This window comes from Sulfobacillus thermosulfidooxidans DSM 9293, assembly GCF_900176145.1.
Taxonomy (GTDB): Bacteria; Bacillota; Sulfobacillia; order Sulfobacillales; family Sulfobacillaceae; genus Sulfobacillus; species Sulfobacillus thermosulfidooxidans.
In genome coordinates this window covers 2,033,049-2,047,196 of sequence record NZ_FWWY01000001.1, presented here as the reverse complement: position 1 = coordinate 2,047,196, position 14,148 = coordinate 2,033,049, and the positions used below count along the sequence as shown (strand labels likewise).

16 protein-coding genes are annotated in these 14,148 nt (G+C 47.0%); 5 read left to right on the top strand and 11 right to left on the bottom strand.

Going from position 1 to position 14,148, the window contains the following annotated elements; all coding sequences use genetic code 11:
• Window positions 1–123: 123 nt before the first annotated feature.
• Both B8987_RS10270 and B8987_RS10265 read right to left on the bottom strand, forming a co-directional pair.
• A complete protein-coding gene (locus B8987_RS10270) occupies window positions 124–522 on the bottom strand; it encodes a secondary thiamine-phosphate synthase enzyme YjbQ (protein WP_084661457.1) in 399 nt (132 codons plus the stop codon).
• Window positions 523–663: 141 nt separating this feature from the next.
• Window positions 664–1,800: an alkaline phosphatase family protein gene (locus tag B8987_RS10265; protein WP_084661456.1), complete on the bottom strand. Its 1,137-nt coding sequence runs from the start codon at window positions 1,798–1,800 to the stop codon at window positions 664–666.
• Window positions 1,801–2,004: 204 nt separating this feature from the next.
• On the opposite strand from B8987_RS10265, the gene B8987_RS10260 reads away from it, so the two are divergent.
• The gene (locus tag B8987_RS10260) at window positions 2,005–3,228 is read left to right on the top strand and encodes an MFS transporter (protein WP_139793523.1); all 1,224 of its coding nucleotides are present in this window, start codon (window positions 2,005–2,007) and stop codon (window positions 3,226–3,228) included.
• An 11-nt stretch (window positions 3,229–3,239) separates the two neighbouring features.
• On the opposite strand, the gene B8987_RS10255 is transcribed toward B8987_RS10260, so the two are convergent.
• Complete coding sequence (locus B8987_RS10255; protein ID WP_037913799.1) at window positions 3,240–3,806, bottom strand: plasmid pRiA4b ORF-3 family protein; 567 nt, start codon at window positions 3,804–3,806, stop codon at window positions 3,240–3,242.
• Between the two features lie 270 nt (window positions 3,807–4,076).
• Here B8987_RS10255 and B8987_RS10250 point away from each other — a divergent pair, with 270 nt between their 5' ends.
• Complete coding sequence (locus tag B8987_RS10250; RefSeq protein WP_176213221.1) at window positions 4,077–4,682, top strand: histidine phosphatase family protein; 606 nt, start codon at window positions 4,077–4,079, stop codon at window positions 4,680–4,682.
• An 89-nt stretch (window positions 4,683–4,771) separates the two neighbouring features.
• On the opposite strand, the gene rpiA is transcribed toward B8987_RS10250, so the two are convergent.
• From rpiA to B8987_RS10235, 3 genes are all read right to left on the bottom strand, one after another.
• Window positions 4,772–5,458: a ribose-5-phosphate isomerase RpiA gene (gene rpiA, locus B8987_RS10245; protein ID WP_084661453.1), complete on the bottom strand. Its 687-nt coding sequence runs from the start codon at window positions 5,456–5,458 to the stop codon at window positions 4,772–4,774.
• Between the two features lie 137 nt (window positions 5,459–5,595).
• The gene (locus B8987_RS10240) at window positions 5,596–6,657 is read right to left on the bottom strand and encodes a glycoside hydrolase family 76 protein (protein WP_084661452.1); all 1,062 of its coding nucleotides are present in this window, start codon (window positions 6,655–6,657) and stop codon (window positions 5,596–5,598) included.
• A gap of 43 nt (window positions 6,658–6,700) precedes the next feature.
• Window positions 6,701–7,393: a GNAT family N-acetyltransferase gene (locus B8987_RS10235; RefSeq protein ID WP_084661451.1), complete on the bottom strand. Its 693-nt coding sequence runs from the start codon at window positions 7,391–7,393 to the stop codon at window positions 6,701–6,703.
• Between the two features lie 175 nt (window positions 7,394–7,568).
• On the opposite strand from B8987_RS10235, the gene B8987_RS10230 reads away from it, so the two are divergent.
• Both B8987_RS10230 and B8987_RS10225 read left to right on the top strand, forming a co-directional pair.
• Window positions 7,569–7,859 (top strand): hypothetical protein, encoded by a 291-nt coding sequence (locus B8987_RS10230; RefSeq protein ID WP_084661450.1) that lies wholly within the window; start codon window positions 7,569–7,571, stop codon window positions 7,857–7,859.
• Between the two features lie 260 nt (window positions 7,860–8,119).
• A complete protein-coding gene (locus B8987_RS10225) occupies window positions 8,120–8,374 on the top strand; it encodes a hypothetical protein (protein ID WP_020376046.1) in 255 nt (84 codons plus the stop codon).
• A 5-nt stretch (window positions 8,375–8,379) separates the two neighbouring features.
• On the opposite strand, the gene ppk2 is transcribed toward B8987_RS10225, so the two are convergent.
• Window positions 8,380–9,195: a polyphosphate kinase 2 gene (ppk2, locus tag B8987_RS10220; protein ID WP_242940660.1), complete on the bottom strand. Its 816-nt coding sequence runs from the start codon at window positions 9,193–9,195 to the stop codon at window positions 8,380–8,382.
• Window positions 9,196–9,384: 189 nt separating this feature from the next.
• Here ppk2 and B8987_RS10215 point away from each other — a divergent pair, with 189 nt between their 5' ends.
• Entirely contained in the window at window positions 9,385–9,768 is a 384-nt protein-coding gene (locus B8987_RS10215; RefSeq protein WP_084661448.1) for a hypothetical protein, read from the top strand.
• Window positions 9,769–9,819: 51 nt separating this feature from the next.
• Here the strand turns inward: B8987_RS10215 and speE are convergent, their stop codons facing one another.
• From speE to B8987_RS10195, 4 genes are all read right to left on the bottom strand, one after another.
• Window positions 9,820–10,677 carry a polyamine aminopropyltransferase gene (speE, locus tag B8987_RS10210; protein ID WP_084661447.1) on the bottom strand — a complete coding sequence of 286 codons (858 nt, stop codon included), beginning with the start codon at window positions 10,675–10,677 and terminating at the stop codon, window positions 9,820–9,822.
• A 101-nt stretch (window positions 10,678–10,778) separates the two neighbouring features.
• Window positions 10,779–11,726, bottom strand: coding sequence for a DMT family transporter (locus B8987_RS10205; RefSeq protein WP_084661446.1), 948 nt, complete (start codon window positions 11,724–11,726; stop codon window positions 10,779–10,781).
• Window positions 11,727–11,737: 11 nt separating this feature from the next.
• Window positions 11,738–12,271, bottom strand: coding sequence for a GNAT family N-acetyltransferase (locus tag B8987_RS10200; protein WP_278281302.1), 534 nt, complete (start codon window positions 12,269–12,271; stop codon window positions 11,738–11,740).
• Window positions 12,272–12,529: 258 nt separating this feature from the next.
• Window positions 12,530–14,020, bottom strand: coding sequence for an APC family permease (locus B8987_RS10195; RefSeq protein ID WP_176213220.1), 1,491 nt, complete (start codon window positions 14,018–14,020; stop codon window positions 12,530–12,532).
• Window positions 14,021–14,148: the final 128 nt, after the last annotated feature.

The following is a 14,148-nucleotide window of genomic DNA, read 5'->3' as shown; positions in this document are numbered from 1 at the left end:
GTATTAAATTAATCGATTTCATGAAAATGAACCCTATGGATTAAAACCGCAGATATTGTAACATATTGCGTCAACGCACATCGGTCCAAACCGGATAGGTCGGTAAAACATCGTCAAAACTCCCTACTGTCCGACCAATTGTACCCAAAATTGACGCTGCCGGGGACCATCAAATTCACAAAAAAATATCCCTTGCCACTGGCCTAACATCAGCGCTCCCTGTTCAATAATTACCGTTGCCGATGAACCCATAAGATTCACCATGATATGACTGTCAGAATTACCTTCTTGATGGCGAAATCCGGGATACCGCGTAGGAATGGTTTGTCGCAAAAACAACAGCACATCATGAACCACATCGGCATCCCAATTTTCATTGACGGTAATCGCTGCCGTAGTATGGGGGGAATAGATGACCGCAATGCCCTCTTGTATTCCTTCTTGGGCCACAACCTGCCGTACCATTGGGGTAATGTCAAGCATTTCCATTTTTTGATGGGTATTGAGTGATAACCGGTGCATCAAACCTGTCGTCCTTTCTTCTCTCTTTTCTTCTTAATTGTCTCTTCGCGCACGTGCATCAAGAGGATGACGGAAATGAATCCGTTGACCGTGGTGACTTTAGATCAGTTTTCCCTACGCCTTATTGTTCCACAGCACAGGTTAATGGACGTCCCACCAGGCCAGAAAAATCTCTCGTTCCGCTTCTGACCAGCCGCCATGCCCTCCCATTAAAATCTTGGGCTCAGGTTCTGGCATCGCCACTTGCTGGTCCTTGGGAGGTAATAATGTCGTTTGCAACGTACGAAGTCTGAATGTCGAATCTTTGGGAAGGCCACCAAACCATCCTTCTTCCCACAACAGTTCGTTAGGAAGACTCACCGCATCGCTCCATTCTAACGCGGCCAGTTCCTGTTTTAATTCTTCGCAAGACCATGCCGTATAAAGTGCCCGGCGCTCTCCAGCATAAAGCCGAGATAACAGGTGATCTGTAGCGTGCTTCGGTGCGGTGAGCGCAATGCTCCCGTGGTCTGCTGTCATGACAAAACGCACATGAGCCTGGGAAAACATCTGTTCTTGGGTTTTCGATATAATCCAATCCAATAATTGTAGTTCTATAGGAGCACTGGACGACGTAGGTCCGTGCACATGACTAATGGCATCGAACCCAGGCCAGTACACGGTCACCAAACGGGATTCGTTAGAAATAGCTTGCTGAACAAGATAGGGAATTTCGGCCGGCGTATGATACCCTAAATATTGTGCCCCATGATAAAACCACGCAGATAAGGCGCTATGCCGAAAGATTTCTGGAGATATGACCGTACCCTTTACCTGATGCCGACGCAACCGATCATAAAGAGTTGGCCGCTGTTGGTAGAGAGAACTCTGGCAGACCCGGCCCGTGAGATCTTTCGACGTTAAAAGATTAATGGTTCTCAGGATTTCCGGATCCCACAGCGTGTACCCGAGTGCCCCATGTTCGCTCGGCGGTTCAGCAAAATGTAAGGTCGCCAAAGCCGTGACCGTGGTGGATGGAAAAACACTGCTTAATTTTAATAACGAACGCGACGAACCTCTCTCGATTTGTGTTTGACAAAATGGGAGATCATGATTTTGTAAAGCTGTCGTAATATGATTCCAACCTAACCCATCGACAATCCATAACACAATAATATCGGTATCGGCCCAGGCAATGCTTAAAGGTTCGTGCACTGGATCACAACCCAAATCCGTCAAAATTCGGTTGGCTAACGCCAATAATGAACGGGAAAAATCCGGACGAGAGAGCGATGTCATTTTGGCCTTCTCCCTTCTTTTTTAGATGTTTAGAGGAAACATCCTCGAAAGCACCACAGCACCGTCGCAGTCATCATGAACCGACAACCATCCTCACGGAAATATCCGCGCGTAGACATCAACTCAAATCACGAACCGATATAATGGAGTCAAGAAACTTTTGGTCGGTACCTGGGCCCGGCTCAGGGTTAAGCAAGGAGGTCTATGGTGGATTCACCGTTTCGGCTCTCTCGAGGTGCATTATGGCTCCTGCTCACATTTTCTGGCGCCCAAACCGCCAATGCCATTGCTAATGTCTTCGTTAATTTATTCATGCTGGTTGTGGCACATAATTTATCGGGTTTGATTACCTTTAATATAGGCTATTTTGTCTCATTAACCATAACTTTTTATACGGCCGCCAAAATCTTTCATGACAAGCCGCCCTTGCTCCCGTACCGCGTGGGGCTGTTATTCACCATGCTGTTTTACGCCGCCCTTTTGGTATTGTCGCACTCCGCACAACATTTGATCTTCGCGTTAGGCTTTACTTATGGCATAGCGCAAGGATTTTATTGGTTTGGCTTTAACTTAATGACATTTGATACTATTGATCCACAATTGCGCATGCGTTTTTTTGGACTCTCAGGAGCCGTCAACAGCGTTATGGGGATTTTGGCCCCTTTGTTTTCTGGCTTTATCATCAGCACAATTCAAGGAATTGGCGGGTATTTAGTGGTATTTGCAGCGGCTTTGATTTTATATACGCTCGCCTTTGTTTTAAGTCAAGGTGTGCCCGAAGGTCCTCCTATGCATTTGCAGCCCATCATGGATAGTTGGCGGGTCATGGTCGAACATCGTAATTGGGCCGCCATTATTAAAACGATTGTTGTACGCGGCACCCGCGAAGGCATTACCAATTTAGCAGGGTTATTCCTGATTTTTCTCGCAACCCATAGCGCAGCCATTGTGGGCATTTATACCGCGTTAAACGCCCTAGCCCGGATGACAGCCTCGCTCTTGGTTACCCGGCACGTTCACTATGGACGGCAAATTGCTTTTATGACGGTGGGCGTTATCGGCATGAGTGGTGCAGGCCTGTTGTTGATACTGGGCCGCTCTTGGCCCTGGCTCTTGGCGTATGGGATTCTCTTTGGATTATCCCTCCCGTTTTACATGATTCCATCAGAAAATATTCCCTTAACGATTATGGACCAAGATCCCCTCATTACAGAGCGCCGCGTTAGCTATACTTTAAGCCGTGAAGTCGCCCTCAATATTGGCCGCCTGTTTACGATTTTCTTGCTTGCCGTCAGCATTCGGTGGTTTAGCCAAGCTGGTACCATTATCGCCTTGATCATACTGACATCCCTATCTCAATTTTGGAATATCTCGGTCATGGCCACCATGGTGCCATTGCCTTCCCCAGTCATCTCATCAAAAAAATGAGCCTGATGGGCTCATTTTTTAAAGCGTTGCGCCATTTCTTTATTCACATGGTTCCGGTCAAAGGCCCACGGGTCAAAAGATCCCCCTGCCCAGTCAAGCAAATGGTTGGCTTCGGGATCTTCGCTATCGTAAATCGTCTGCAAAAACTGTTCATAGCCATAGGGCCCGCCCACATCCTCAGGAGGACACGCGCCTTCGCCACCGGTACAGCGCACACTCAATTCACGATGTTCTAAGGGCCTTATCCCTTTAACATGAATCAAGTGCACCCAATTATCTCCAAAATCATACAAATAGGACATAACATCAGATGTTGACAGGTTCAGGGATGATAATTTTTTCCACCGAGCATCAAAATGGAACTCATCCACGAGAAAATCTTCGTCGGGTATTGAAATCGCAATGGGACCGTAACGGAATTCAAACAGGTGATAATTTTGCCATCCCATCGCAATCTGAATGGCTTCATGAAACTTTTTAAAGGTGATGGTGCTTGGAACCAATAGTCGTCGCCATACCGGCCACGGCATGTCTAATAAGGTGACTTGAATATCATAAAGAAACGAACGCGTAGCCATGAGACCCATCCAGCTCCTCTTTTACCCGTAAAAGTCGTGGCACATACTAATGACTATCATAACTTTATGCGATCTTTGCGACAAGTTCTGTTTACGATCATCTTTTTCATGGCATGATGGACAATCTTATTTATATCAGGATGACTTGTGATTGGACATCGCATGTGTGATGATAGGTCAAAAGATTTCAAGAGATTTAAGATATTATCAATAATACATACTCCTAAATCCACAAAATTTCGTTTTGTCTTATGCGAGGAGGAACATCCGTTGCCTTTATCCGTGTTATTAGTCCGACATGGGGAGAGCGAAGCCAACATCCACAACGTGATTGTATCAGATCGCTTCGACCCGGCTCTGACAGATTATGGTCGCCAAGAAACTCAAAGTCTAGCCCCAAAATGGCAAGGGCAGCCTGTTTCAACCATTTACTCAAGTCCTTTACGCCGGACGATGGAAACAGCCCAAATTTGGGCTGAAACGCTGAATGTCCCAACTGTTTATCCTGATCCCCGCCTTCATGAAATTCATCTTGGAGCCTTCGACGGGCAAGTGATTGACGATATCCTGCGTACTAATCCCGAGGATTATAATCAATGGAAGCATAATCCTGAATCCCCACCTCAGGGCGGGGAAAAACTTAGTGCGGTCGGCGCACGAATGAATGCGTTTTTAGATATGATCGCATCCCAATATCATGAAGGACTTGTCATCGGCGTCACCCACGCGGATTGTCTGAAAGCGGTTACCTTGAGTATTTTAGAGGCGCCATGGACCAGTGCTCAATTTTTGCATTACGGCAATGTTGCAGGGGTTTTTCTGGAATATCACGATAACCGGTTTCAAATTCATGCCCTTCCCGTCATTCCCATATAACGTCACGCTTTGCACGAGACGCTCCTTTGTGACGGCCCGGTCGCCAGCCACCAGCAACTTTCGCAAAAGGAGCGTCCCGCAAAAAGGGTTTAGGACTTGGGATATTCCACCGTGACATGTTCGCCGTCACTTTCAATGACGGCATAGGCCATGTCAATAAATAACCCGGTTTCCACAACACCTGGTAATGCTTTTAACGCGTTATGCAACAAAGGCGGATCAACAATTTCCCCAAAATCACAGTCCAAGATGTAATTGTGATTGTCCGTAATAAAGGGTTCCCCATTATCTTGCCGCCGCCTTGTCGCTCGGCAGCCTAACTGTTCAATCCGGTAATGAGTCAGTTCCCAGGCAAATGGTACAACTTCTACGGGCAACAAAAATTTTCCTAAATGATGAACCCGCTTGGTATGATCAACAATCACGAGAAAACGGCGCGCAGCGGAAGCCACCAATTTTTCTCGCAATAATGCCCCGCCTCCACCTTTCGTCAGGGAATAGTCATGCGCCACTTCATCGGCTCCGTCAATTGCCAGGTCAAGTTCTTTCACGTCAGAAAAAGTGATGAGAGGGATATGAACAGCTTGAGCCAATTCTTCGGTCCGTTTGGATGTGCCAATGGCTCGAATACGAAGACCTTCTGCCACGCGTTCTCCTAAACGTTGAATCGCAAAGTAGGATGTTGACCCCGTTCCTAACCCAATAGTCATTCCATCTTCCACAAAATCTACTGCTCGCTCAGCCGCCATTTTCTTGGCTTGGGCTATCTTATCCACTGTCCGTCCCTCCGTCAGTCATCGATCAGCACATACTCTGTGCTATAAAAGAGTTAATATTCACACATATTGAAGAGTTTATCACGATTCTGCCATTTTGTGTGTACAGCATCATTTAACCCGTTTAAGGAAAATCTTTAACCTGATCCTTTGACTGACACATGTTCGAGGCGATATAACCAAGCTAATGTCTCTACCGATGCTGCGGCATCTCGCAGGAGGATCCCCGAAGAATTTTCAGAAGAAGGCAGAACAAGAGGCTCGGAGGTGTTTTCAAAACGCTCCCATGCATCGATCATCGCGTGGCGATAGGCATCTATAACTTGGCTAACATCTCCTAAATGCTGTGTGTGGACATAAACTAGCGCGCGCAGCAACACCACATTAAACCAGGGGGTCGGCGGCAAAGTCTTGTCGTGGAGCAAATAGGGCAAGCTCTTTACGATATCAAAGACCATATCCTGGTACAAAGGCTTAGGCATAATCTCAGTTATTGTGGCGAGGGCATGCAGCGGAGTTCCCGTATTATAGGTATAAATCGCTTTATCGATACGTCCTGTTTGAAATTCTTCATGGTCTTGGAATAAGCCTTGATCATTGCGCATGTGCCAACACCATGCCAGCATTTTCGTCAAATCTGCCTCCGCAATAGAGCAGCCGAATTGTTTGAGTTGCACACCCAATAACAGGGTTGGTCCCGTTGAACAAACATGCAAAGAACTTCTTGGAGATTCTCGCCAAAAGACCCCACCTGTTTTGGGCTCAAATCCATTTTGCATAATAAACTGGTAGATGTGATAGGCCATATCGAGCCAGAATTCTTCCTCGGTATGACGAAAAATCTCAAGAGCCGCCAGTGCAAGCCAGGCATTGTCATCATAATAGATATCGCCCTGCCCTTGTCCTTTGCCTGTTGTGCTCAAAAACCCCTGATGCCGATTCGTCTTGTATCTATAAAGAGCGTTTTTCAATGCTGGCAAGTCTTGAAGCAATTCCGGTTTTAAGGCGGGAATGCCTAAACACGCTGCATACGCACTGAATAAAGCGCCAAAACTCCAGTTAAAAGCCGTGCGGGCCTTTTTGCGTCCTGGCGGAAAAACTTCGAAAAAGTCTTCAGATCGGTGATTAAAAAAAGTGTGAAAACAACGGTGCCAGGCTTGTCCCACATTGTGTGCCTCATCCCACGGTTTAGACATCATGGTCTACCTTCTAACTCCTTTATGGGTTGAAGAATTAACCGGATCACCAATAAATTTGCCACAGTGCTACATCCTCTTGCAGAAAAGAGAATCCCGCTCGTTGGTAAACCCGCCCGGCCACCGGGTTTTGCCAAAACAAAATGGGCCGTTTATTTCTTTGCCTAATCAAGAACGTTAATGCCTCCGTTATTTTGAGCGCATATCCCCGTCTACGGTATGATTCAAGGGTAAAGATCCCCGCAATGACACCCGTATTTCCTTTGTCCCCGTCAACGAGTCCAGCGGCCACAAACATACCATCTTGCTTGATGGCAACCACAAGCCCACGCGCAATCTGGTGCCGGAGAACGTCTGGCTCTCTTGGAAAAGGCGAGGCATCATAGAAATCCTTAATGGCGGCATAATCCTCATCCTGAACAATAGTGACGCAAGAGGGCCAATTCGCTGGTGCCTTGTCTTTTGCCATAACATAAAATTTTCGTACGGTGCTGATGCCTTTGTTCTTCATATAAGGGTTAAGCACTGAAGCTCTTGCCATTACAACACCGTGCTCAGGCAATATCTCAACTAATGATTTCATCACATTCGGATTTCGACCTGGCACGATCCATCGATGACGCCCCTCATCATTCCATTCGTCAACAACTAACTCCCCCTTTATGGACCGGCAAAGGGTTCGTTGGGGTTTATAACTGATCTTCGCCAGAGCATAATCCCTTAACCAATCTGGTTTCATAAGCCAAGCCGTCTCTTCGTCCTTTCTATTTTGCTGATAAAATTGTCTTCATCATACAAAACCTCGTCGCAAGAAAAAGAATAACGTGCCAAAATGGCCAACAAAAATGTCTTAACCCCACGTTTGTGTCCTGCCTATGCTAAAATTTTTCACAATCGAAAAGGAGGTAGACGTGATGGGATTCTTTAAATCGCTGCGAAATGCCATGGAAGGCACATCTTCTGCACAAAACTTGCCGGATCATATGTGCCAAAGTTGTCAAATTGCCATGGAATACCGGGGTCCCCATGCACTGCGCACGGGCGGTTTGAACCGGGGATGGGGTGTAGCCGCTGATGTGTTGTTGGGCGCACGTGATGAAGCGTTCTTCGATCAGTTAACAGAAAAAAATATTATTGTCCATGTCTTTGTCTGCCCGGATTGCGGCCGCATTGAGATGATTAATGATCCACGGCGCGGATTTTAATGCCCTTGCCCAGATTGCCGCACGGGCGTACCATGCCGGAAGTATCGGCCATCCGTCTTTGGAAACGGTAAAACGCTATGTCAAGCCTTAAGGGAGAAAGAAAACCCCCGCAAGGCGGGCAAACGGCCGCCGCCCGCTTGACCTTTTCTGGCCTGACCTAGGAAAGGGAATGCGCAGGCTTTATATGCAATTGGGGTTCTATTCTTCGACTATTGGGATATAATATTATCACAAGGTCATAATTTTTTAGGAGGAATAGTATGTCTCCCGAACAAATCGAGAAAATGAGACAACACCTGATTGCTCAATATGCGGAAATCCGTCCGATTCACCTGAATGATTCCTTGCCGCAAGGCGTCTACCAGCGCCAATTAATCGCCTTTCATACTGGATTATTTCATGGTCTTGTCTCCCTGGCCAAGACGGAAGAAGATTTTGAGCAAGTTCAGCAGCAACTGAACATTATTAAAAGTCTACTCCCATATTATGATCAAAAGCGTCCGGTCGAAGTCTAAATCTCTTAGGGAGCTATGCGCCCATTATGCAAATCATCTTCCAAAAAGGGAAAGACAATGTCCGGATCCGGATGAAGGATCTCATGCTTTTTACCGGGATACTCCAGTTGCATAAGAAAATGTTGGATAAGATTCATCCGCGCTAACTTTTTGTTATCAGCCTTGACGATAATCCACGGGCTTTCAGGGCTCGAGGTGCGAAGAAACATTTGATTGCGGGCCAATGAGTAATCATCCCAATGGGCTAAAGCCACCCCATCCATCGCACTCATCTTCCACTGTTTTAACGGGTTATCCCGCCGCGCCTCCAACCTCGTTTCTTGTTCGTGACGATCAATATCCAAATAATACTTAAACAGGTGAATTCCTGCATGGCGTAGCATTTGTTCAAAATAGGGAACCGTGGTCATAAACTCTTCATATTCGTCGTCAGAACAAAAACCCATCACTTTTTCGACGCCAGCGCGGTTATACCAACTCCGGTTGAAGAAAACCATTTCCCCAGCCGATGGCAAGTGCTTTACATAACGCTGAAAATACCACTGGCTGAGTTCCTGTACAGAGGGCTTGGCTAAGGCCACGACCCGGGTTTCGCGGGGATTAAGATATTTCACAAATCGCCTGATGGTGCCATCTTTCCCAGCGGTATCGCGGCCTTCAAATACGATGAGGATTTTTGATCCCGTCTCCACAACGTGACGTTGGACTTTAACGAGTTCAATTTGAAGATGTCGGATTGCCTCTTTATAGTGTTTGGTGTCGGCGATACCGGAATAGGACGCTTGCCCATTCTTCTCATAATTCCTCTCATTTTTTGCCATCCCCGTACACGTCCTTTCCATTTTGCCATTGCGGCCTTTTACCCGTACATTCATCTTACCGTAGATTGCCAAAGACATGCGCTAATACAAGCGCGCTTAGTGGTACAATAGCCAATGAAAATTTAATAAATGGCCACGTCAACGTCACTAGCTATCATCAGGATCACCGTGAGCACGGGAGGAATTTCCATGACTCGGATTTTGGCATTACGCCCCATCGCAATTGTTCCCGTGATTTTATCGACCGTTTTAACGGCGTGTGGAAGTATTTCTGCCGCCAACGTGGATGTCAGCCCCGCCAGCTTTCCTGCCGCTACGTCCTGGGTGCAACAACACGTCGGAGGATCTCACGTCACCTTTATTGGCTCAGGGGAAGGTCCACAGCACCAACTCCTTAGTGTGTGGATGATTACGGTACCCACCACGCTAAAATCCGGCGCATACACCCGGCATTTTTCGTCCAATACGTTTCTAGGTTTAAGTATTGAGGCCACACACCCCAATTTTCTGGGGTCGATTTTTTACCGGCAAGGCGACGTCGGCCCATGGAAAAAGTTGCCGGTTCATCAATAGCGCGGGATGCAGACAACAAAAAACAAATTGGGGGAGAATATCCCCCAATCTTTAACGTGTTGCTTTGATTTCGGTTCGAATCAAGTTTTGCAGGTAGGGCGGCAACGCAAAAGCAAGGCGGTGAATATCTGGCGTATACCACTGGGTTTCACAGGGTAATGCGCGAATGGGTTGTGATAAGTCGGGACCTAAAGATCCCGCGGTGAAAGTAAAAATGCCTCCGGGATAGGTTGGAACGGTCGCCCAATACGTTTGGCAAAGGGGAAATTTTTTGCCCACATCTTCGGTGACCATACCTAGCACTTCCGGGTTATAAAATGGGGCACCGGTATGTTGCACATAAATACCGCCAGGATTCAATGCATTCTTGACATCGGCATGGAAGGCAGAGGTATAAAGAAACTGGCCGGGCCCATCTCCTTCGGGATCGGTCGAATCAACGAGAATCACATCGAATTTCTCAGGTGTGTGGGCTTGAGACTTCAAAAATGCGGCGCCATCTTCAAACACAATGTGAAGTCTCGGATCATTCAACGATTCCGTGTGATGGGGAAAATACCGCTTAGCCACGTCCACGACGATGGGATCGATTTCGACCATAACAACATGTTCGACACCGGGCACCTTCAGGACCTCCCGGGATAGCCCGCCGTCGCCACCTCCGATAATCAGAACCCGTTTGGGAGCGGGATGCGATAACAAGGGCACAAACGCTAACATTTCATGATAGATAAATTCATCTCCCATGGTTGTTTGCATAATCCCGTCAAGAATCAAAGCCATCCCAAATTGTTCGGTTTCAACCACCCGAATATGTTGAAAGGCCGACTGGGTGGAATAGACTTCGCGGCGAATCTTCCATTCCAACTTGTGACCTGACGAGGCCGATTCGACAAACCATAGAGACATGTTAAACCCCTCCTGTCTGTTTCATGTTATAGACCATACATCAGGTCCGCTACGATTGTATACAACATCTCCCGTGCTCAACAATCCCCGGCATTATCCCCCTAACCTTCTCTTCGTCCCCAGAGGGTCGCGCCAATTAACAACGCGGCTCCCAAATATCCAGCCAGAGACAAGTGCTCATGTCCCCAAATTATTCCCACCAATAAAGCCCATAACGGTTCTGTTCCCAGCAATAAAGCCACTTTTGCTGGGCTGCTACGTTTAATAGCTTGCCATTGCATCAAAAACGCAAAAACGGTTCCAAGCAAGACTAAATAAAGAATCAATTCGTCGACCGACGACGGTATTTGAAGAAGTTGGCTCCATGATAAGGGATAGTAGAGTTTAGCAATCAAAAAGGTGACTACAGCCACCACCGAAAACTCGATAAAACTCAAAATCTTGGGATCCCAGTCATGTCCCCCGACCAACTTTTTGCTGAAAGACACCTGTACCGCTCTTAACCCTGAAGCTCCTAGAATCCAGAGAGATCCTAAGGTGAGCGACAGACTTTGGGATCCTGTTATTAATACTGTTCCCAGAAGACCCACGGCCAAAATCCCCACCACTCGCCAATGGAGGCGATGGGTTCGAATCATGGCATCAACAAACGGGGTCAAAATCACGTTCAACGCAATGAGAAGCCCAGCATCAACGGCGGATGTTTGCGAGATACCGATTGTTTCCAAAACATAGATTCCAGAAATAAACAATCCCAATATCATACCCGAACGCCACAGCTGCCACGAAGTGTGCCGTAACGATTTATAGGATAAGACCAACAAAATCAATGCCGTGAGAGAAAACCTGAAGGCCAGAAACCAAAAGACGGGAAGGATGGCCACAATCGTTTTGGTCGCTAAATAACTCGTCCCCCAGATCATGGCCACCAATAGCAGGCCACCTTCATAAACCAAAGCCCCAATCCATGGTCTCTCAAGGATGCGCCCTTTTGTCGTTGACAACCATGAAGACGGCTGCCACCACCAGCGTAAAACCCCTGTCAACATGTCTCTTCTCCTTATCTGTCTTTTTCTGCCTGCAACGGTAGTTCCATGCGCACATACTCTAATCCTCGGTCATCTTTTGCATGATGGGTGATGCAAAATCCCGCTTTGGTAAATACACGTAGACTCGCTGCGTTATAGACATAGATTTTATGTGCCACTAAAGACGACCATTTTAAGTGTTCTTGTGCATAACGGATTAATAAGGATATCACGCGAAAACCAAGGCCCTGTCCCCGAAAGTTCTTGTCACCAATTACTATCGGCATCATATCTTGGGCCAACGTCACATCCCCAATGGGCCGCCAATCATTGTGGTGAAAAGTTTCGATAATGTATAACTGACCGTGATGGTGAAGATACCGATACATTTTCCAAAGTCGTTCCGTGTTAAAGGGTTGACACCCTGGCCCTTCAGAAAAATAGAGAACATCCGGGTCTTGATACCACGGCTCGGCAAATTGCACGCCCATGGATTCGTCCCAGCGGACAAGCCTAAGGTCATTGTCGTTTAAATCGTTACCCGTAGCCTCAAACCTCCCTCGAATTGAATAATCTCGAACACAGCGTTACCCCTACGCCACCTCTTTTGAAAACAGGCCCTATAAAAGAATGGTGTGGATGGGCCTTGGTATCCAGGTATCAGCCCGTTTTTCATCCGGCTTGCCATGACGGTAAACGTATAAAATGACATACCTCGATAGTCACACAAACGAGATGAGAAAAAACAAGCAAAAAGAAAGAAAAAAGATAGGAAAGATACCCTATCTTTTTTCTTACCACATATTGTTTTGTTTGGCATCTGGTTATGACGAAGTAGAAGGCACCTCCCGCTTCGCGTAATGACGGAAAAGAACGACCCCAATGCCAGCAAAAAGAAGAACTTGGAATAACGGGTTAAAGTACCAAGGATTTTTGATTTCCGGAATCACCACTAAAATTCCTAAGCCGCCCCCGATAAGAACCATCAAGGATCCCAAAAGAATTCGCAACCCAGCATAATGGACTAACCAACTTTTATTGGCGGCAAACAACGCCGGTGCCAATGTCGGCATAAAGATTAGCCCCAGTCCTAAGGCAGCATGCACAATGGCACCGGCAAGAACACTCGACGCCAGACCAAAGGCTGTCCCGGTTAACGCTGTCTGAATCAAAATTAGACTCGACAAGAGAGCCCCTACAGTTAAAGCCGTGACTGGGGTTTTCCTAGGCGATAACTGAGCCAATGGCTTAGGAACCCAGCCATCTTTGGCAAAGGCTAACAACATGCGGGATTGTCCCATCATCCCGGGCAACATGGTCTTAAAAACAATAAAGGCCACACCAAAACTTAATGTGACAGCAAGCCAGTTGGGTAAAAATAATCCGGCTAACGCGGTCGCATTCGCCAAGGATTTGTGCCCAGTTGATATTAGCCCCGCAACAACTGGCCACGGTGCCATGTGATACAACGCCAGAGCAAAGCTGACATACAAGACCGCAACCAAGGCCAAGACAATCAGAATGCTCCGCCCGACCACCATTTTGGCATTAGGTGTTTCGCCTCCCGCATAGGTTGCGCTTCTTAGCCCCGCATAAGCAAAATATAGGACAGGCAACGCTTCAAAAAAGGCCAGCCACGAAGGATGAGCAGTAGCATGGGCACTTAGATAGGACGCAGATAATTGATCGTGGGTTGCCAGCTTTTGCGCTAATTCCGTACCATTATGAGTAAAACCGATAATAATCACGCTCAATGCAGCCAGGAAAATAACCACCATGGCAATTTTCACGAGGGTTCCCACATGTTTGATTCCGCGCACATGAATTCCCCAAGCAAGCCAAATCAAAAAGAGCCCCGTCACCAGCGTCCCAATTGTGGAACTCATCCACAGCCCAGCCCCTTTTTGCACCAACATCAAGGCCTGAGCAATAAATGATGGGGCCGTATACGCCAAAAATCCAATGCTCGCCGTGGCTCCAAACCACGACACCACATGAATCACAAATCCGACTTGAGGACCCAGACTGCGCGAAACAAAAAGATACTCACCGCCAGCTCCCGCAATAGAATGAGAAAAAAACCAATAGGTAACCGCTAACACGGCAGCCAATATGGCATCCACTATCAACACGAGAGGAACATGAGGCCCAATCCCGGGTACCACGCCTTGAACCTGGGCGGTTAGATAAAAGACCCCAGCCCCCACTTCACTGGAAACGCCTAATCCGATGACCGATAACCAAGTTAGATCTTTGGCGAGTCCTTCATTTGGGCTTTGGTGACGTTGCAAATCTGACGCCAATGTCTCAGCCATCCACATCTCTCCCTTTGCTATTGAACATCTCACAACCACTTAATGAACGTGTCATATTTTTCTCGATATATCACAAAATAATCATAGCATTATCCTCAATTTATCTGATTCTTTGTCATGTTTTTTTG